This window comes from Thermoflexibacter ruber (genome assembly GCF_900113045.1).
Classification (GTDB): domain Bacteria; phylum Bacteroidota; class Bacteroidia; order Cytophagales; family Thermoflexibacteraceae; genus Thermoflexibacter; species Thermoflexibacter ruber.
In genome coordinates this window covers 1-20,360 of the sequence record NZ_FONY01000043.1, presented here as the reverse complement: position 1 = coordinate 20,360, position 20,360 = coordinate 1, and the positions used below count along the sequence as shown (strand labels likewise).

Sequence of the window (20,360 nt, the reverse complement as noted above, 5' to 3'; positions counted from 1 at the left end):
GAGAAGGTTTTTATTTTTTCTGTGCTGGAATCTTTGACTGCTAAAAGGGTGGAGTATGACTTTCTCCCTTATCTTACCCAACTCACCTTATTCCTATCCAATACCAAACCTGCTTTTTCCAATTTGTCTATGTCCTCCTTTACTAAAACTCGGAAAGATTTGCCATCGGGGAGTTGGTCATTTCTCGTTTCGCGCTGGTAAATCGCTCTGGCTTCTTCATAGCGATTGGTAAATACATAGACGAGCAGTTGGTTCAGGTAGAGATACTTTTGGCTCTTGTCTGCTTGCAAGGCATTGATTTCTAAGCCGCGATTTACCGATTTTTCTGCTTCTACGACTTCTCTGTCCAAAAGTTGATACCAAGCCAACTTGCTATAAGTTTCTATTGCATTTTTGTAATCTTCGGAAGTAGGTTTCAGGTTTCGCAAGATGTGTTCATAGACTTGTGTGGCTTGCAGCAGTCCTAACTTGCGGAAATTTCTTTGCTCTCTGAAAAAGTCTGCATACTTTCTCATTTCGTTGAGGCTATTGTTGAGTACCATTGCGATATTTGCTTTGTCCTTCAGTACGTAGTTGGCACTTTGCAAAGTATTGAGAGCTTGGGGGGTTTGGCGAATTTCCAAAGACTTTTCTGCTATTTTTTTCAGTCCTTTCCAATACTCTAAGGAGTCAGTGCGGTTCTTAGCGACTTTGAGTTTACTGTTATAAATATAGTCCATGTACCATCTTAGTTCTTCTATATCATTGGTTTTGGTCATCAGTTCTACCTCAAACTCTCCTTTTTGGCGTTCTCCTACCTCTGCCAAGCCCACGACCCCGTAATAGGTACGTTCTATTTTCAAAGATTTCTCAAAAAAGTTTTTGGCATAGCCCAAGCGTTTGCTTTTAGGCACACCACTGATAGGCACGTCAGTCTGAAGATAGTAAAAACCTGCGGTATTGAGTTCATAAGCATTTTCTAAGCTAATCAGGGTGCGGTAGGGGATAGATGCTCCCGCTACTAAGTAGTCAGTCAAGGCAAAATTGGCAATTTTGGGGGAGTGCAGCCATGTTTTTTGGTCTTGGCTAATATCCCACAAAATCATAGAACTGACCATATACTTGTCTTTGCCTAATTCCTCTTCTTCAGAATAGCTCATAGAAAAGAAATTGGAAGTTCTTTTTTTCTTAGAAATGTTAAAATAATCTTTTTGGTTAAAATCTTGCGTACCTGCCGTCAAGATTTGCTTGCCGTCAGGAGAAAAAACTGCCGCATTGACCTTGTGAGCGATAAAAGTTTTGAGTTCTTCTCCGCTTAAATTCCATAGCCTTGCGGTATAGTCATCGCTTCCTGTCAAGATGTAACTTCCATTAGGCGAGAAAGTTACTACATTTACCGATTGAGTATGCCCTGCCAAAGTCAAGACTTCTTGTCCTGAAAAATTCCAAATTTTGGCTGTAAAATCTTGGCTTGCTGTAGCCAAATATTTGCCGTCAGGAGAAAAACTCACTTCATTGATATAGTTATTATGTCCTTTAAGCGTGCTTAATAGTTTCCCTTTGCTGTCCCATATTCTGGCATTAAAATCGTTGCCATTGTCAAAATCGTTGATAGTAACGATGTATTGATTGTCAGGCGAAATGAAAACATCTGTGCCTGTATCGCGGATAGTGGTTAAGATTTCGCCTTTGGTATTGAAAATCTGGATAGTATCTATGCTTAGTACCAATATTCTCTGACCGTCTTGGGAAAGTTTGGATTGATAGTAGTTTTCAGGTTTGGCAATGCTTGCCAACTGCCGTAAGTCAAAATCAAAGATGCGAATACTATCTGTGGCTTTTAAGATATGTTTTTCGTCAAAATGAATTTCCGCATAGACAGAATCAGTAAGGTTAATTTCCTCTTTATCAAAAGTGTTTTCTGAGCGGATTTTGTACGAATAAATTTTAGTATTGCCTTGCACCATGCTGAAGAACTCCTTTCCGTCAGGAGCAAAAGCTACAGGCTTGATAAAGTTGTTTATTCCCCCATACACGATTTTGTAGTAACTCTGTAAATCCCAAAATTTTAACCCATTGTAAATATTGGCAGTCATCAGTTGCTTCCCGTTGGCTACTATGGACATGGCATCTACTAAACCGCTTTCCTCAAACACGCGCATAGGTAAAATGAGGTCATGGTTGCCTTCACTGTAAAGTTGCCTAATATAGTCAATGTCATAAAACTTGATAGCTCTTGCCCTATTGGTAGTAATCACTTGCTTGCTGTCAGGGGAAAAACAGAAATTGAAAAACTTGTGTTCGTGTTCATTGATTTTAGTGAGAACATTTCCTTTCAAATCTGTCAAGTAAAGAGTAGTATCGCTGACAAGTGCAATTTCTTCTCCATTGGGCGAAAAAGCAATTTGGTAGAAATATTCATCATAACGTTTTTTAAATGAGATATTTCCTGTTCTGAGGTCCCAACTCCTAATTTCATAAAAATCACCTCCTTTTTTATTATTAAAAACACTTGCATAAAGCAATAAAGACTGGCTATTAGGAGCAAAGGTAAGCTGATAAATATATTCTTTATTTTCTTTGACTTGGTACTGGTTCACCTGCCTGCCTTGCATATCCCAAACTCTGACTATCAGTCCATTAGATAGCGTATAAAAATATTTTCCGTCAGGAGAAAATCCTAATTGATTAAAAACATAGTCTTTGATATTTTCCTTGAAAGTGGCTAATTGCTTGCCGTTGATGTCCCAAAGTCTTGCTATATTGTCTGAGTTGCCAAGCGTCAGGATTTTCCTTCCGTCTGCGGACAAATCAAAGTCTATGATGCTTTGGTTAGTGAGTTTGAAAAGGTCGTTTCCTTTTAAATCTCGTACATATAAAACAGAGTCTATACCATAAAACAACATTCTGCTTCCTTCTTTATCTAAGCAAATTTTAGGATTAGCCAAACTTCCTTGCCAAAAAGAAGTGTAAAAGTTCCCTGTAGCTAATATTTCTATTAACTTCTCTTTCATAGAGTTATCTTGGATATACATAGCAAGGCTGTCGGCTCTTTCCGCCAATCGCAATGCCATAGTCATGTCTTCGTTTTGGACAGCCAAAGTCATGAGTTGGCTTGCTTCGGCGCGTATCTGCTCGTTGCTTGCAATGTTTTTTAAAATCCATGAATAAATCGTAAATCCAATAACCGTAACCACACTTGCGATAAAGCCAATCCTTCGCCAACGGCGGTTTCTTTTATTGATAGCCCTTCGCCTTCTGCTTGCTTCTATCAGTTCCAATTCTTTTTCCGTCCAATACCTCATGCCTTTGCCACCTTCCTCTACTACGCCCAATTCTCTTTCGTCAAATACACTGCTTTTCTTATCGTTAGGGTTAAAATTGACGATTTTATTCTCCAAAAGTCGCATAGCTCTCTGCCCTACGTACATAGATTTGCGATATTTTTCTTGGATAATAGGTGCAAGAGAATCATGAGCCAAAGCAGTGCTTTGCCCTAAGTCAGTGAGTAAGAAAAGTTCTTTGCATTTGTCTAAGATGCTGCCTAAAATTTCTGCTTTGTGAGAATAAAGTTTTTTTAGTTCATTTACGTTCTGCATTCCTGCCGTAGCAAAGCGGGTGGTGTGTTGCATCAGAATATCTAAGACCAAACCTGATTCCTCTACTTCGGGATTCCACTCTCGTATTTTTTGCATCTGCTCTTCTAAAAAATCCTTGACAAAAAGCCCTTGTTTTTTTAGTTCTTGGTATTTTTGAATGGTAAAAAGGCGGGTATGTTCATTTTCACATGACTTCCAAAGTTTGGTTAGTATCATCTGCAAGGCAGGCGCAATGGCTGATTCTCGGTCCTCGAGCAGGTCATCTGCAATGATTTCCGCCAAGCCCGTTTCGATACTTATCCGATAATTTCTTCTAAGATTTTCCGTAGAGGTCAAGCCCTGAATTATCTCAATGATTTCTTCTCTTTCCAAGTTTTCTAAAAAAACCTTGTTCTGCGGAAGTTTGAACCACTTGAACCACTCCTCAAAGTCAGCTTGGTATTCTTTGCGATAGCCTAAGAGAAGCTTTCCTCTGGGCAGGTTGGAAAGGTCATTAAAAAGTGCTTTGACCTCTTGCAAGAAAATTTCTATCTCTCGCTCTCCCATGTTGAGCTGTTCTCCCTCGTTCAGTGCCTTGTCCGTCATCATGGGGCGCGTGTAGCACTCTTCTACGTGGTCAAGGATGATGACCAAAGGTTTGCCGCTCTCTTCCTCTATCTGTTTCCACCTTTGCAAAAGCCGACTCGTTCCTGCTGCTGAGGGTTGGTTGGGGGTATTAGAAGTTTTATTACTTTTTTCCTCTTTGTTTAGCTCTTGAATGAACTTAAAAATCGTACCTTGCAAAGACAAATCTACTTTGGTGGACAAATCTCTAAGTGCCTCTATGAGTGCATCTTTGCTTTTGCTAGGTTTGGATTCTTGGGAAGAGATTTCTGTTTCTGTCATTACTTCAACAGCTTGTCCTTCAAAGGTTTCTGCCGAATTATGATTGTTAGATGCCTCATTAGAAAGAGTATGGGAGTCGGTGATAGTAAGGCTATTGAGCAAGTCCAAACTGAGCGTTTCTACGGGCTTCTGCTCAAAGTTATCTTTGGCTTCTAAGATACTTTTTCGCTCTGCGTCAATTTCTTCCTCTGATTTTTCAATGCCTAAAGCCTCCTCCAATGTGCCTAATAGCCCTTTGCCTTGCTTGCGTTTTATGTACTGCACTATGTGCGAACTTTCCAAGCGAGGACGAAGCCCTGCATCAAAAAGTGAGGATTTCCCCACTGCTGCCTGCCCAAATATGCAGATGATAGGGGCAGAATTTTTATCTGTAATCCTATTGTATAAGTCCCTGATGTAGGTAGCTCTACCAAAAAATATTTCCGCATAAGGGCGTGTATAAGGCAGTAAAAATTGGTAGGGTTCTGCGGGCAGATTGTATATTTTAGGAATTTCGGGTAAGCCAAAAAGTGGATTATTGACTTCAGTAGGCAAATTAAACTCTTTCACAATTTCTGCCCCCTCGCGAATGAGCAACTCCCAAGGGAAACGCTCATCTACAAGTTTTTGAGCAGCTTCTTTGCGATAAAGCCCTCGCGTATTGCCTTCGTTCTGCTTGATTTTGATGTTGCTGACTGCGGCGTTCCAAGACCTCTCAAGGGTCATACCTTGAGCAATTCCTCTGTAAAAGCGTATGGCAAGCAAGGTGGCTACGTCGTCATTGATAGCGTTAGAAGTACCTATGACCGCAGGAATCCCTGCTTGGGTAAGTTCTAAGGATTGCTGATGTGTAGAGCATCCATTAAAAAACACTAATTTTAGCCCTTTTTGCATAGCAAAGAAAGAAACTAAACCCCCGCCGTATGCTACCGCATGAGAGCCGTCCAATTCCTCTAACAAAAGTTGGTAGCCGTCTGCATGACCTCCATAGTGAAAAATAGCAATTCTATCTCTGTACCGCTGGTCTTGGAAAGTGTCCAGAATGTTATCTATGGTGGCGTTGGCTCGCTCTACTACTTCGCAAAGACCTGCCTTCACAGCAGGAAGTAAGGCATTGCGGATTCCGTCCAACTCTCGTGGTAGATTGCGAAGGTAGCGGGCATTGTCGACCTTGTCGTTGGCAAAAGCTAAAAAAATGACAGGAATTTGCACAAAATTGAGTATTTAATGGTTTGATTTTGACTTTCTTCACTTCAAATTTTAAAAAAAATATTGAGAAATGAGGAATACAGGGAATAAAATTATCATTATCACTTACTTTCCTCACCTCATTTTATTTTCTTACCTTTGTCTGGCAAAATGCTCTTTAAGGAAGTTATACTCAATCAAAAGTGTTTTTGAAATTTTCTTTACTCCAAAGTTCCGTTTCTCTGGCACTTTCTGTGTAAAACTTATGTAAGCATTGGACTTTAATTTGCCCTTGACTAACACCGTAGGTGTGCTATTTTTGTAGAAAATAATGAATAAAACCGCGTAGCGGTGGCATATTTCACTCTTTTCTACCAAGATGATAGCCCTACGGGCTTAAAGTTACATGTAGTACTGTTCATGGGCTAACTCCACCAAAAGTGTCAGAGAAACCAAGTCCATTCCTTAGCAAGAGGGATTTCAAAATCATTTTATTTTGAGTATAAATTATTGGAAAATAAAAAAATTTAATACAAGTATAAATACTTGCCTAAAAGAGAATGTAAAGTTGATGAAGCTATGACAAAACTCAGCGTAAATATTAATAAAATTGCTACATTGAGAAACTCTCGTGGAGGTAACAATCCTAATCTCATTCAGGTCGCCAAAGATTGTGAAAGGTTTGGGGCGCAAGGCATTACAGTTCACCCTCGCCCTGATGAAAGGCATATCAGATTTGCCGATGTATATGCACTCAAAGAAATTATCACCACAGAATTTAATATAGAAGGCAACCCCCAGCACAAATACATGGATTTGGTTTTGGAAGTAAAACCTACCCAAGCTACCTTAGTGCCTGATGCTCTTAACGCACTTACGTCTAATGCGGGCTGGGACACTATTAAATACCAAAGCTACCTTGTAGAAATTATCAGTGAACTGAAAAGCAACGGCATACGTACCTCTATTTTTGTCGACCCCATCAAGGAAATGATAGAAGGAGCAGCAAAAACAGGGACAGACCGCATAGAGCTTTACACTGAGCGTTATGCCAGAGAATATTTGCAAAGTCCTGCACAAGCCATCCATCATTATAGAGAAAGTGCCATATTAGCACATGAACTTGGCTTAGGCATCAATGCTGGGCATGATTTAGACTTAAACAATCTTCACTATTTCTATAAAAATATTCCTCATCTCTTAGAAGTTTCCATAGGTCATGCCTTAATTTGTGATACACTGTATTATGGCTTAGAAAACACTATTCAACTGTATTTGAGGCAGTTAAAAGATAGATAGTGATTGTTCTAAATATTGGTAAAATAAAAAAATCTTTACTTCTCAAAAGTTAGAGAGATAGATACTAATTTTGCAAAAAAACATATTCATCACTATGCGTGTATATTTAGACAATGCGGCTACCACGCCTTTAGACAAAGAAGTATTAGAGGCTATGCTCCCGTACATGACTGAGCATTTTGGCAATCCCTCCTCTATTCATGGGCATGGAAGCAAGGTAAGGGCGGGCATAGAACAGGCAAGGAAGAAAATAGCAACCTTGCTCAATACCTCTCCGTCTGAGATTTTTTTTACCTCTGGTGGAACTGAGTCCGATAACACTGCCATTCGCAGTGCCATACATACTTACAAACTCACTCATGCGATTAGCTCACCTATTGAGCATCATGCCGTAGAGCATACCTTGGTGGACTTAGCCAAAAGTGGCATCATCAAACTTTCCTTTGTAAATATTGATGAAAAAGGAAACGTAGATTTAGACCATTTAAGAGAACTCTTAGCTACTCACCCGCGTTCTTTGGTTTCGCTTATGCACGCTAATAATGAAATTGGCAATCTACTTGATATACAAACCGTAGGCAATCTTTGCGAAGAGTTCAATGCTTATTTTCACTCAGATACTGTGCAAACCGTAGGGCATTTCCCCATCAATTTACAAAAAATCAAAGTACATAGTATCAATGGAGCGGCACATAAGTTCCACGGACCCAAAGGTATAGGCTTTATTTATATTAAAAATGATGCAAAGATTCAACCGTTCATCACAGGAGGGGCACAGGAACGCAACATGAGGGGAGGAACAGAAAATGTATATGGCATTATCGGTTTGGCTAAAGCATTAGAAATCGCTTGCAGAGAAATGGAAGAGCATAAGAAGTATATTCTAAGTCTCAAAGCCTACATGATTGACAGATTGAAAGACACTTTCCAAGACATTCGCTTTAACGGGGAATCGGCTAATCTGGAAAAAAGCCTATATACCGTCTTAAATGTAAGTTTTCCTCCTTCCTCAGATAACGATATGCTGTTGTTCAATTTGGATATTCACAAAATTTCTGCCTCCGGCGGAAGTGCTTGCTCCAGTGGCTCTGAAGTAGGTTCGCATGTCCTCCAAGCTATCAAAGCAGACCCCAATCGCGCCAATGTACGTTTCTCCTTTAGTAAATACAATACTAAGGAAGAGATAGACTATGTAGTGGAGAAATTGGCAGAAATCTACAACCTATCAAATGTCGAGGCTTTGCAAAATGGGTAAGGATAAAAAGGGAAAAATACGCATAAGTAGCTTCACAAATATAAAATTGCATTTGTAAGATTAGAAATAATTATTAAACAACACATTCTCATAAATGGGAACATACATTGAATTTGTCTTATTACTTTAAAAAGAAAGATATTGGGAACAACGTTAAAAAATGATTTACTCTTACGTGCCGCCAAAGGTGAGCAAGTAGAGCGTCCTCCTGTGTGGCTAATGCGTCAGGCAGGGCGTATCTTACCTGAATATAGAGCGGTCAGGGACAGCTTGAAAGATTTTATAGAATTGGTAAAAACCCCTGAGCGTGCCGCTGAGGTTACTATCCAGCCAGTAGATATTTTGGGAGTAGATGCGGCGATTATCTTTTCTGATATTCTGGTAATTCCTGAGGCTATGGGTTTACCGTATGAAATGGTGGAAAAAAGAGGACCTTTTTTCCCTAAAACCATTGAGAAAGAAGAAGATATTAAAAAGTTAAAAGTAGCTGATGCTGTATCAGACTTGGCGTATGTAGCAGAGGCAATTCGCATTACCAAGCGAGAACTCGCTGGGAGGGTGCCTTTAATAGGCTTTGCAGGCGCACCTTTTACTATATTTACCTACATGGTAGAGGGGAGCGGTTCTAAGACCTTTTCCAAAGCTCGCCGAATGATGTACCAAGCCCCGCACCTTGCTCATGCGCTTTTGCAAAAAATTACAGATAGTACTATTAATTACCTAAAAGAACAAATCAAAGCAGGGGCAGACCTTATCCAACTCTTTGACTCTTGGGCGGGCATACTTACTCCTGAACACTATCAGGAGTTTTCAATTCCATACATTGCCCAAATTTGTGAGGCTATTGATGAAGTTCCTAAAACAGTGTTTGCCAAAGGTGCATTTTTTGCTCGAAAACAACTCAGCCAGACAAGGTGTGATGTCATTGGCTTAGACTGGACGATGAGTCCGCAAGAATCACGACAAATCATTGGGCAAAATAAAACCTTGCAAGGAAACTTAGACCCCTGCGTGCTTTACGGCTCTTATGAGGTCATTCGCAAAGAAACACAAGCAATGTTAGCCTCTTTTGGTGGACAAAGACATATTGCGAATCTGGGGCATGGAGTTTACCCTGATACTGACCCTGAGAAAGTGAGGTGTTTCATAGAAACGGTTAAGGAATGGCAAAACTAAATAGGATAAATGACTTTATTCTCCAACCCTATCTTGTTCAGTCTAAGGTAGGGTTTTTTCTTTTCTTTTTCTAACAATAGGCTTTACAAGGAGTTAATAGAAAAATTTTTAACAAAAAGAAAAACTATGGAAAATGAAAAGAAGCCTTTTTATGATGAAACAGTTCGCCTGTTCAAATATGTCAGCGAAAATAATTTCGAGGACTTAGCCGAGCTATGTGATGATGATTTTGGCATTGTCGACATAGACACTGACGGAGGAGGCAAAATGATTCGCACTCGTCAAGAGTGGGAAAACTGGTTTCATGAGCTTTTTGCTAAGTTAAAAGCCATGAATGCACGCACAGATACGGAAATACTCACCTACGATGCCTTAAAAACCGAAGCTATGGGATATAGCGTAGTAGAGTTTTGCCAAAGACTTTACGTCGGTGGTCAAGTAGGGAAATTCTTTTGTGTAGTTACAATTATCTGGAAACGTACCGCCGGAGGATCTTGGAAAGAGGCTCGTTGGCATGCCTCCCTACTCAAGCAGGAATGGTGATTGATTATCAAAAAAATGTTTAACTTTTTATTAAAATTGCTAAACATTTTTCTTAACATTTTATTTTATTATCAACAAATCTTCTAAACTAACATCTTATTTCTTCTCTTTAGTTTTAGTACTTACAAAATTTTCAAACTATTTCAAAATTATTATCACAACCTTTAACTAATTAGTTTTATGTATAATTTAGGTATTTTACTTGATGGTGCGCTCCAAGCTGGAGACTACATCGGTTTTACTTTCTTTACAGGCTATATGTCTATGTTAGCCGCTTCTATCTTCTTCATAGTAGAAAGAGGAACAGTGATAGACAAGTGGAAAACCTCTTTGCTGGTTTCTGCTTTGATTACTTTTATCGCTGCTGTGCATTATTTTTACATGAGAGGAGTATGGTTGGAAACAGGTACTTCGCCTACTCAGTTTCGCTACATCGATTGGACGCTCACTGTTCCTTTGATGTGCATAGAGTATTACCTCATTTTGAAGCCAGCAGGCGCAAGCGCAGGCATGTTAGTTCGCTTAATTGTTGGTTCAGTAGTGATGTTAGTAGCTGGTTACATGGGTGAGGCTATATATGTAAATCAGAACGTACTTTGGGGAGTTATCTCTACTTTGGGCTGGGGCTTAATCATTTATGAAATCTACGCAGGTGAAGCAGCTAAATTAGCTAAGGCTACAGATAGTGAAGTAGTAAAGACAGGTTACAATGTGTTACGCTGGTTTACTTTGGTAGGTTGGGCTATTTATCCTATTGGCTACATGATGTTGCCCGGCAACTTGTTAAGTGGCTTAGTAGAAGGCGTAGATTTGACCAAAACTTCTCCAGTGGACTTAGCTTATAATATCGCTGATGCTGTAAATAAAATTGGCTTTGGCTTGGTGGTTTATAGCATAGCCAAAGGAGCAACTGCAGCGGAAAAAGCAGCTGTGGCAGAAAAAGCAAAATTTGCTACTGTATAATTTTTTTACCTTGAAACTGTGTAAATTATTTTAATTAGTTGCTGAAAAAAGTAATAGGTATTTTATCTTAGTAGAGGATAAGGTACCTATTTTTTTTATTTTTGTAATACTATAGGCATATAACGATTAGGTTGCAGTAATCCACAAAAAAATATCGCAAGCATGAACCTCAAACAACGTTTTTCTATCCTATTTAGTCTGCTTTTCTCTATTATTTTGGGTATTGCTTGCTTTTTTATTTATGCCTTGTTTGCGGATTATCGCATGGAAGAGTTCAAAGACCGTCTCGCTGAGAAAGCAGAAACTACGATTAAACTACTTCTGGAAGTTCAAGAGGTAGATGAGCAATTATTGAAAATCATTGACCAAAACAGTATTCATAAATTATATGATGAAAAAGTCCTGATTTTTAATGATAAACAAGAGTTAGTATATAGTAGCTTTGACGATGCCCCTATCCGCTGGGACAAAGAAGACTTGGATTTCCTTAAGATTCATGGGGCTTTTTTTCGCACCTATAGCAACTACGAAGTCTATGGAATGTACTATGACTCTAATCGGAAAGATTATTTTGCACTTGTTACCGCAGAGGATAAGTATGGTAAGCGTAAGTTGGACTATTTGAAGTATCTTTTAGTAGCTACTTTTATTTCAGGAACTGTATTGGTTTGGTTTTTATCCTTTTACTTGAGCAAAAAAGGACTAAAACCACTTGACAATGTAAGGATTCAAATTTCAGAAATTACTGATAAAAACCTCAATATTAGACTTCCTATCTCGAGTAAGAATAATGAAATCAATGCTTTATCTAAGTCTTTTAATCAAATGATTGACAGAATAGAGCGAGCCTACCAGTCTCAAAAAGAATTTACGGGCAACGCCTCTCACGAACTCCGCACCCCCATCACCAGAATTGTTACCCAATTAGAAAATATTTTAAAAACCGAAGACCTTGCTCTACAAGTTCGCCAAACATTACAACGCATCTCTGAGGATACTTACCAACTTTCTGATTTAGTAAGTTCTCTGCTTCTACTTTCAAAAATTGATTATCAGACAGAAAGCCAAAATTTTCAAACTATTCGTTTAGATGAACTCATTTTTGCGTGCCTACCTTCTTTGCAAAGTCAATACCCTTATATTAAGGTACAGTTTGAGATTGAAAACCAAAGCAATGACGAAATAAACTTGGAAGTCAAAGGAGATGAAAACCTGCTCAAAATAGCTATTAGTAATCTGCTGAAGAATGCTTGCAAGTATAGCGACAATCAGCAAATAGACTGCGTAATTTGCCAGACGGAAACAGCACTTCAACTCATCATTCGCAACTCAGGAGAAACCCCTCAAAAAATAGAGATAAATGAACTATTTACTCCTTTTAAAAGAGGGCAAAATGCAAAACACAAAACAGGAAGTGGCTTAGGGTTAATGATAGCTAAGCGCATTTTTCAGTATCACCAAGCTCAAATTGACTTTGAAATCCCAGCAAAAAATTTAAATCAACTTAGAGTATGTTTCTTGATTTCAGAAATAAAAAATGGTCATTATTGATAGAAAAACTTACACAAATTTTTAAATTATACGTTGAATTTTTTATTATATTAAAATTTAACTTTTTTGATATTGTATTATTCTAATAAAGTAATATAATTTTTCAAATGGTTTAATATTATATTGATTGACAAAATTTTACCAATTTAAAATTTTAAAATACTTATATTGCTTTTTTTATAAAAAATAAGATTATTTAAGGAAGTTGAGAAAAATAAAACAGATTTTTTTGCATTTACTAAGTAGTATATTACATTTGTAACATGAATTGTAAGTAGATGTTTTATTGACAAATAAACAAGGCATGTGTAGTATTGCGTCTGCCTTATGATAACACTAATTTCGGTGTATCACTTTTAATTTTTCATCCAGCAGGCGCAGTACTGTACAATCTCGAAAATTCAAAAAGATAGAGTAATATATGGAAAAACCCAGCTTCTTTGTGGTTGGGTTTTTTTGTTTTTTACACACAATTATTTTAGCATTGCACTCTATAACGAAAAGAGAGTTTATCACACATATTTAATTGATTAATGAAAGCATATATTTTCCCTGGACAAGGAGCGCAGTTTTCAGGCATGGGTAAAGACTTGTACGAGGCTTCCCCCCAAGCCAAATTACTTTTTGAGCAAGCCAATGAAATCTTAGGTTTTCGCATCACTGATATTATGTTTGCAGGTTCAGAGGAGGAGCTCAAGCAAACCAAAGTTACTCAGCCCGCTATTTTCTTGCACTCTGTGGTTTTGGCATCAGTAGCGAGTAGTTTTGAGCCTCAAATGGTGGCGGGTCATTCCTTAGGAGAGTTTTCGGCTTTAGTAGCAGCAAAGGCGTTAAGTTTTGAAGATGGATTGAAATTAGTAGCTCAAAGAGCTTTTTTCATGCAAAAAGCCTGTGAAGCCAACCCCTCTACTATGGCAGCTGTACTTGGATTGGACGACGAGGTGGTAGAAAAAATTTGCAAGGAAGTAAGTGAAAGTGGCGAAGTAGTCGTGGCGGCTAACTACAACTGCACAGGACAGTTGGTCATATCTGGTAGCTTTAAAGGCATAGAACTTGCAGGAGAGCAACTCAAAGCAGCAGGCGCGAAAAGAGTACTTCCTTTGCAAGTAGGAGGGGCTTTTCACTCGCCTTTGATGAAGCCCGCTGAAGAAGAATTAGCAAAAGCAATCCAAAGTACGCACTTTAGAACTCCTGTTTGCCCTATTTATCAGAATGTCAGTGCCAAACCTTTTACTGAGCCAGAGAAAATCAAAGCAAACTTGATAACCCAACTGACGGCTCCTGTGCGCTGGACGCAAAGCATACAAAATATGATAGCAGATGGAGCAACTTCATTTATAGAGTGCGGACCTGGCAAAGTCTTGCAGGGATTAGTGAAGAAAATCAACAAAGAAGCAGAAGTGAGTTCTTTGGAATATTAAACTTATAAAGTCATTGATGCCCCCCTTAAAACTGTCATGTAAGAAAAAGTAGCAAATTCCGTTTATATTGGATTTGCTACTTTTTTTGTTAATAATTTCTTTATGCCACTCTTTGCTTTAAATCAATAAAATGTTAAATTTTTAAAATTTATTTTATTAGAAAGTGCTGTTTAATAAGCATTTATGATTTTTTTATGAAAAAATATAAAAACTTAATTTAACTTATTTTGAAATTTATCTTGAAATATTATAAATTGCAAACATAAAATTATTAAAACAAGTTAAAACATATTATTAAAGATTATTGATGAATGAAAGACAATTCTACTATATCATACATTTAGTTATTATGATTAATCCTTAGCTCATAGCTGATGGAGGATTGGGCAAAGACTTGACATAACACATAATAGCATTGTATTCTACCAACGCAAACCAAACCAATCACATACGACATTTTTCTTTCTTCTTGCTTAAATTTTAATTTTTAAAATTTACTGATTAACTATTATTTAATTTACTGATTTTCAAACTTAACATTAAAAACATGAAACGACTCTTACTAACAGGAATACTTTGTGTATTCTTCTTAGGCAGTTTGTTAGCTCAAGACCGTACTATCTCAGGAACGGTAACTTCGAGTGAGGACAAGTCTGCCCTGCCGGGCGTAAACGTAGTGGCAAAAGGCACAAATGCAGGTGTCATTACCGATACAGAAGGCAAGTACAAACTCAATGTGCCTGCGGGAGCAACCAGATTGGTGTTCTCTTTCGTAGGTTTTGTAACACAGGAGGTAGAAATAGGCAATAGAACTACGGTGGATATTGCCTTAGACCCTGATACCAAGCAACTCAGCGAGGTAGTAGTAACTGCACAGGGTATTGCTCGCGAAAAAAGAGCATTAGGTTATGCGGTAGCCTCTGTAGGGCAAGATGCAATTGCTGACCGCCCCTTAGCTGACGTAGGTCGCGTGCTCCAAGGCAAAATAGCAGGGGTGAATATTAACCAAGTATCGGGCGTATCAGGTACAGGAACTAATATTATCATTAGAGGATATTCCTCTATCACTGGTTCTAACCAACCTCTTTTCGTGGTGGACGGGGTACCTTTCAACTCTGCTACAAACCAAAGAGGTGGCTTTACTCAAGGTGGACAAGCTGCTCCCAGCCGTTTCTTGGACATAGACCCTAATAACATAGAAAGTATCAACGTATTGAAGGGTTTGGCGGCATCTGTACTTTATGGCGACCAAGGACGAAACGGGGTAATTTTGGTTACTACTAAGAACGCTTCGGCAAAAAATAAACCCGCAGAAATTAACTTTACTCAATCTTTATTTGCCAATAGTGCCATTTTGCCCGTTTATCAAAATACTTACATGGGTGGTTTCCAGCAAAATCCGGGTTACTTCTTTAGCAACTGGGGTCCAAGACTTGACCAAGTGCCTGACAACAACCCTTTGAAACTTAATCACCCATTTGCTTCTTTGTCTAATGCAGCTCTAAGGGCAGAGATGGCAGAATGGGTAGCCAACAATCCATTTACTCTACAGTTTTATCCTAATAACGTAAGAGATTTCTTCCGTACGGGGTTGATAAGTACCAGTAACTTAAACCTAACAGGAGGAAATGCTACTACAAGCTATAATGTTTCTGTGGGCTACAACAGGGAGCAAGGTTACATCCCTAACAATGATTTGAAAAGATTGACCTTAGGGTTAGGAGCAAGGACGCAAGTTATCAAAGGAGTAACTATCCAAACCTCTTTTAACTTCATTAATACAGATATGCAAACTCCTCCTTTGAGTGGTAGCGGTGGGAATAATGCTTATGATGCTCCTTCTGTATTGGCAAACGTGTTCTTTACACCGAGAACAGTAGATTTGATGGGCTGGCCCTTTGAAAGCCCTGTAACTAATCAAAGTGTATATTTCAGAAGTCCTAACGATATTCCTAACCCACGTTGGATTTTGAAATACTACAAGACACCAAGCATCACTAATCGTTTCTTTACTTCTAATTCTGTCATTGTTGATTTGGCAGAAAACCTCTCTGTTACTTACCGTGTAGGTTTAGATACCTATAACGAGTTGCAAGAAAATCAATACAATAAGGGAGGGGTGAACTTCGTACAAGGTCGCTATGAAACACGTAATATCACCAATACTATTTGGAATCACGACGTAATTTTCTCTTACTCTAAGCAATTAAATGAGAACTTGACCTTAGCGGCAAAATTAGGGGGAAATATGCGTAATGATAGATTTGAGCAGCAATCCGCTACCAGTGTAAACCAGTTGGCTTTTGGTTTGATGCGTCACCAAAATTTTATAGATAATGTGGCAGGTAGCTTTACAGAAGAGCAAACAAGAATGGGGGTATATGGCGAAGTTACCGCAGACTACAAAAACTATTTGTATGCTAACATAGCGGCAAGAAATGACTGGACATCTACTGTAGAATTAGAAAATCGCCGTATTTTCTATCCATCAGCCAGTGTTTCCTTCATTCCTACTTCTGCTTTTGAGGGCTTGCAGTCCAACTTCCTGAACTTTTTGAAAATTAGGGCTGGGGTAGGTACTTCTGCAGGTTTCCCTTCACCATATAGTACTCGTAATATTTTGAATCAGAACGCAAGAGCTTTCTTGGACGCAAGTGGGAACGTTACACAAACCCATACTGTAGATAACTTCTTAGGCAACCCTAATTTAAAACCAGAGTTAATTACTGAGTATGAGGCGGGTTTAGAAACTAAGTTGTTCAATAATAAAATTGGAGTAGATTTGACGCTTTACCGCAGAGAAACTACTAACTTAATTACTAATACTCCTATTGACCCTTCAACAGGTTTTACAAGTACAGCTATTAATATCGGTAAAATCCGCAACTCAGGGATAGAGTTAGCTATCAATGCTACTCCAGTACGTACAGATAACTTTACTTGGGAAACTGTAGTGAACTATAGCAGAGTAGTGCCTGTAACCGTAGAGTTAGGGGGTAGCTTGCAGGAAGTAGTTGTAGCTGGCTTTACTAACTTAGGTAACTTTGCTGTACCAGGCAGACCTTTCAATATCATCAAAGGTACAGCTATTTTGAAAGATGCCAACGGAAATAGAGTGGTAGGCGGCGATGGTAACTACTTGTCTGACCCTAACATCAGAGAGTTAGGTAATCCAAACCCTGCTTTCAATACCTCATGGATTAATACTTTGAGCTATAAAGGCTTAAGTTTAAATGTGATGTTAGAATATCGCCATGGAGGAGCAATCTACTCAAGTACAGCAGGTGCAGTAATAGGTCGTGGATTGAGCAAAGATACAGAGTTTGATAGAGATGCTACCTTTATCTTGCCCGGTGTAAAGCAAGACGGTTCACCTAACGATATTCAAGTTACTGCCTCAGATACGCACTTCAATAACTACTACTTCTTTGGGGACGAGGGTCGTATGTTTGACGGTACTACCATCCGTATCAGAGAGGTTTCCTTGTCTTATAGCCTACCTAAAAATATTGTGGGTAAAACACCTTTCAAAGGAGTATCCTTCTCTTTACAAGGTAATAACTTGTGGTTCAGGGCAGTAAATATGCCTAAATACTTAAGAGTGGATCCTGAAAACTTGGGTTTGGGTGTAGGTAACGGCTTGGGCTTTGAGTTTTTGGCTGGTCCTGCTGCTCGTAGATGGGGTGGTACTTTGAGATTAACCTTTTAAGTAAACGACGCTTTAGCGTGAACTTTATTCAAAACATTTAACATTCATATTCTTATGATAAAATATATAAAAATATTTTCTTTGGTACTGGGCATTTTGTTTTTGAACGCGTGTAAGTTAGACTTACTCGACAACCCTAATGCCGTAACACTGAACAGTGCCAGTCCAACTTTTATCCTGAATAGGATTCAGTTAGATTTTGCTACTTTTTTTAATCAAGCAAGCGACCCAGGCATGCGCCTGACGCGTATGATTAACCAAGGTTCTGCGATTTATATCAATGCCTATTCTCCTCAAACCTTAGATGGGATGTGGACAAATGGCTATGCCAATATTTTAACAGACGTAAAAACCTTGATTCCTTTGGCAGAAAGGTCTAACTTGTTTGTCCATGCGGGGATAGCAAGAGTGATTCGTGCTTATGTTATTGCTACGATGACAGATTTCTTTGGCTCTGTGCCTTTGACGGAGGCTTTAGACGGCACGAACTTTAACCCCAAAGCTGATGAGGGAGCCACTATTTACCAAGCGGCAATAGCTGATTTGGACAAAGCGATAGAAAACTTTAATGCTAATTCTTCTGCTATACCCTCAGATTATTTCTATGCAGGCAACCGTGAAAATTGGATTAGAGCGGCAAATTCACTTAAGCTAAAATTAGTTCTGACACGTAGGTTGGTAGATAATGGTGCAGCTGCTACTATTAATAGTTTGATTGCTACTAATAGACTGATTAGTACAGGTGCGCAGAATTTCAGATTCAGATTTAGTGCCAACTTGGCAAACCCTGACAGCCGTCATCCTCGCTATGCAGGTCAGTATTCTCCTACTGGTGGTGGTGACTACCAAGCTAACTTCTATATGTGGACAATGAACGATAGCAAGGGTTTCCAAGACCCTCGTACGCGTTACTACTTCTATCGTCAAAGATTGAGAAATACTACTGATGTAAATGAGTTGCGTTGTATTACTAACCAACCGCCTGCACATTATCCTCAGGGTATGCCTTTCTGCTTTGGTTCTACAGCTTCTTTAGGCTATTGGGGTAGAGACCACCTCAGCAATGAAGGCATCCCACCCGATGGCTTGGCACGTACTGCTTGGGGCTTGTATCCTGCAGGTGGTCGTTTTGATGATGATAGAGGACAACCTGTAACTTTGGTAACAGGTGCGCAAGGAGCAGGTATTCACCCGATTATGATGTCTTCATTTGTAGATTTCATGCTGGCAGAGTCCGCTTTAGTACTTAAAACCACAGGTAATCCAAGAGCCTTATTAGAATCTGCTGTTCGCAAATCTATGGCAGACGTACGTAGTTTTGCTCTTAGTACCATAGAGGCAAGTTTCGTTACTAACTTTGAGGCTGCCAGAGGTATTAATTGGGACAATGAAGTAAATAGGTATGTCAATAGAGTATTAGAACTTTATGATGCCGCTACTACTGATGATGCAAGGTTAGACGTTATTGCGCGTGAATATTGGTTAGCTTTGTACGGCAATGGGATAGAAGCATACAACTTGTACAGACGCACAGGAAAACCTGCAGGTATGCAGCCAGCCTTAGAAGCAAATCCGGGAGGCTTTATCCGCTCTTTCTTCTATCCTGCGGTATTTGCTAATCGTAATGCCAATGCTAAGCAAAAAGATAATGTTACTACGCCTGTTTTCTGGGACACTAACCCTCCAGGCTTGACCAGATAATATTGGTAACAAGGAACATACTGATTAACTTCTAACTTTTAAATTGATTTTAATATGAAATACATAAAAACACTTTTTTCATTTCTTTTCTTATCGTTCGTGGTGATGTCTTGCAAGACAGAAATGATAGATAGGATAGATATAGTTAATACGGAGCATGGAGGGTATATGCGTACTATCTCTATTACACCTTCTAATCAACAGATGTCTAAGGCAAGTTTAGGCTCGGCTCAAGTAAGCTATGTAATTGAGGCTTATGACATAGAAAAAGGCAACCTGCTCGATTCGTATGATTTACAAGCGAGATTTGTAGATAGAACTCCTGCTAATGGCACTAACTCTGTAGCTTACAGGGCATTTTTGAGTATTCCTGCCTCTGCGTTCACTCGTGATGCCAAAACTAATTTACCACGTACTACTATGGTAATTAGAGCAGCAGATTTAATCCGAACCTTAGGTTTGACAGAGGCAAATGTTTCTCCTACTGACCAGTTTGAAATAGATGCGACCATTAAGTTGAAAAATGGTAAGGCATTTAATTCAAGAAATACAGGAGCAAATATTTTGGGTGGAGCATTCTACAATTCGCCTTTCTTCTATAGAATCACAGTAGCGAATTAGTACTAATTTATTTGAACTAATAAAAACTTCCTATGTATATGACACATAGGAGGTTTTTTTATTTTAAGTTTTATTAGCCTTAATTTTTCCTTAATATTTGTATATTATCGAGTTTTTCACCTACTTTAAGTTTAGGTTTGATTAAAAAATACCGATTGTGCTAGTTTGGAATTTTCAGTAAAAAAGGTTATCTCTAAGGTGCAACCATAAAAAGAGATAACCTATGCACCAAATCGCAATTGATTCAGTATTCAAAGATAATATAAAAGAGTTAAATTTATCAGATTTTCTGACCCTTACTTTTTTCATTATAGATGAAATTTACAAAGAAGTCGGTCAGTTAGTTGAACGTTCGGGACCTAAACCAACTTTTTCGGATAGTGAAGTGATTTGTCTAAATCTTGTCGGTCAAATGGTTTGCGATTCTGAGAAGGCTTGGTATAAAATAGTCAAGAAGAACTACTTAGCATTATTTCCTAAACTTTTGGAAC

12 protein-coding genes are annotated in these 20,360 nt (G+C 38.7%); 11 read left to right on the top strand and 1 reads right to left on the bottom strand.

Going from position 1 to position 20,360, the window contains the following annotated elements; all coding sequences use genetic code 11:
• Positions 1 to 68 precede the first annotated feature (68 nt).
• Complete coding sequence (locus BM141_RS18735) at positions 69 to 5,654, bottom strand: nSTAND1 domain-containing NTPase (RefSeq protein WP_091549000.1); 5,586 nt, start codon at positions 5,652 to 5,654, stop codon at positions 69 to 71.
• Positions 5,655 to 6,209: 555 nt separating this feature from the next.
• Between BM141_RS18735 and BM141_RS18730 the strand changes: the two genes are divergently transcribed.
• The 11 genes from BM141_RS18730 to BM141_RS18680 form a co-directional block, all read left to right on the top strand.
• Entirely contained in the window at positions 6,210 to 6,929 is a 720-nt protein-coding gene (locus tag BM141_RS18730) for a pyridoxine 5'-phosphate synthase (RefSeq protein WP_091548999.1), read from the top strand.
• Positions 6,930 to 7,023: 94 nt separating this feature from the next.
• Positions 7,024 to 8,184: a cysteine desulfurase family protein gene (locus BM141_RS18725; protein ID WP_091548998.1), complete on the top strand. Its 1,161-nt coding sequence runs from the start codon at positions 7,024 to 7,026 to the stop codon at positions 8,182 to 8,184.
• A 141-nt stretch (positions 8,185 to 8,325) separates the two neighbouring features.
• Positions 8,326 to 9,360, top strand: a complete 1,035-nt coding sequence (gene hemE, locus BM141_RS18720) for a uroporphyrinogen decarboxylase (RefSeq protein WP_091548997.1) — start codon at positions 8,326 to 8,328, stop codon at positions 9,358 to 9,360.
• Positions 9,361 to 9,486: 126 nt separating this feature from the next.
• Positions 9,487 to 9,903: a Cif family virulence factor gene (locus BM141_RS18715; protein ID WP_091548996.1), complete on the top strand. Its 417-nt coding sequence runs from the start codon at positions 9,487 to 9,489 to the stop codon at positions 9,901 to 9,903.
• Positions 9,904 to 10,083: 180 nt separating this feature from the next.
• Positions 10,084 to 10,866 carry a bacteriorhodopsin-like gene (locus BM141_RS18710; protein ID WP_091548995.1) on the top strand — a complete coding sequence of 261 codons (783 nt, stop codon included), beginning with the start codon at positions 10,084 to 10,086 and terminating at the stop codon, positions 10,864 to 10,866.
• A 162-nt stretch (positions 10,867 to 11,028) separates the two neighbouring features.
• Entirely contained in the window at positions 11,029 to 12,417 is a 1,389-nt protein-coding gene (locus BM141_RS18705) for an ATP-binding protein (RefSeq protein ID WP_091548994.1), read from the top strand.
• A gap of 533 nt (positions 12,418 to 12,950) precedes the next feature.
• Entirely contained in the window at positions 12,951 to 13,838 is an 888-nt protein-coding gene (gene fabD / locus BM141_RS18700; protein WP_091548993.1) for an ACP S-malonyltransferase, read from the top strand.
• A gap of 547 nt (positions 13,839 to 14,385) precedes the next feature.
• Positions 14,386 to 17,547: a SusC/RagA family TonB-linked outer membrane protein gene (locus BM141_RS18695; protein ID WP_091548992.1), complete on the top strand. Its 3,162-nt coding sequence runs from the start codon at positions 14,386 to 14,388 to the stop codon at positions 17,545 to 17,547.
• Positions 17,548 to 17,601: 54 nt separating this feature from the next.
• A complete protein-coding gene (locus tag BM141_RS18690) occupies positions 17,602 to 19,248 on the top strand; it encodes a SusD/RagB family nutrient-binding outer membrane lipoprotein (RefSeq protein ID WP_091548991.1) in 1,647 nt (548 codons plus the stop codon).
• Positions 19,249 to 19,302: 54 nt separating this feature from the next.
• A complete protein-coding gene (locus BM141_RS18685) occupies positions 19,303 to 19,869 on the top strand; it encodes a hypothetical protein (protein WP_245764112.1) in 567 nt (188 codons plus the stop codon).
• A 223-nt stretch (positions 19,870 to 20,092) separates the two neighbouring features.
• The coding region (locus BM141_RS18680; protein WP_091549511.1) for a hypothetical protein at positions 20,093 to 20,360 on the top strand (268 nt) is incomplete at its 3' end.

Coding starts and splice junctions, on each gene's coding strand:
- BM141_RS18730 (WP_091548999.1), top strand. CDS start 6,210: ATGACAAAACTCAGCGTAAATATTAATAAAATTGCTACATTGAGAAAC.
- BM141_RS18725 (WP_091548998.1), top strand. CDS start 7,024: ATGCGTGTATATTTAGACAATGCGGCTACCACGCCTTTAGACAAAGAA.
- BM141_RS18715 (WP_091548996.1), top strand. CDS start 9,487: ATGGAAAATGAAAAGAAGCCTTTTTATGATGAAACAGTTCGCCTGTTC.
- BM141_RS18710 (WP_091548995.1), top strand. CDS start 10,084: ATGTATAATTTAGGTATTTTACTTGATGGTGCGCTCCAAGCTGGAGAC.
- BM141_RS18705 (WP_091548994.1), top strand. CDS start 11,029: ATGAACCTCAAACAACGTTTTTCTATCCTATTTAGTCTGCTTTTCTCT.
- fabD (WP_091548993.1), top strand. CDS start 12,951: ATGAAAGCATATATTTTCCCTGGACAAGGAGCGCAGTTTTCAGGCATG.
- BM141_RS18695 (WP_091548992.1), top strand. CDS start 14,386: ATGAAACGACTCTTACTAACAGGAATACTTTGTGTATTCTTCTTAGGC.
- BM141_RS18690 (WP_091548991.1), top strand. CDS start 17,602: ATGATAAAATATATAAAAATATTTTCTTTGGTACTGGGCATTTTGTTT.
- BM141_RS18685 (WP_245764112.1), top strand. CDS start 19,303: ATGAAATACATAAAAACACTTTTTTCATTTCTTTTCTTATCGTTCGTG.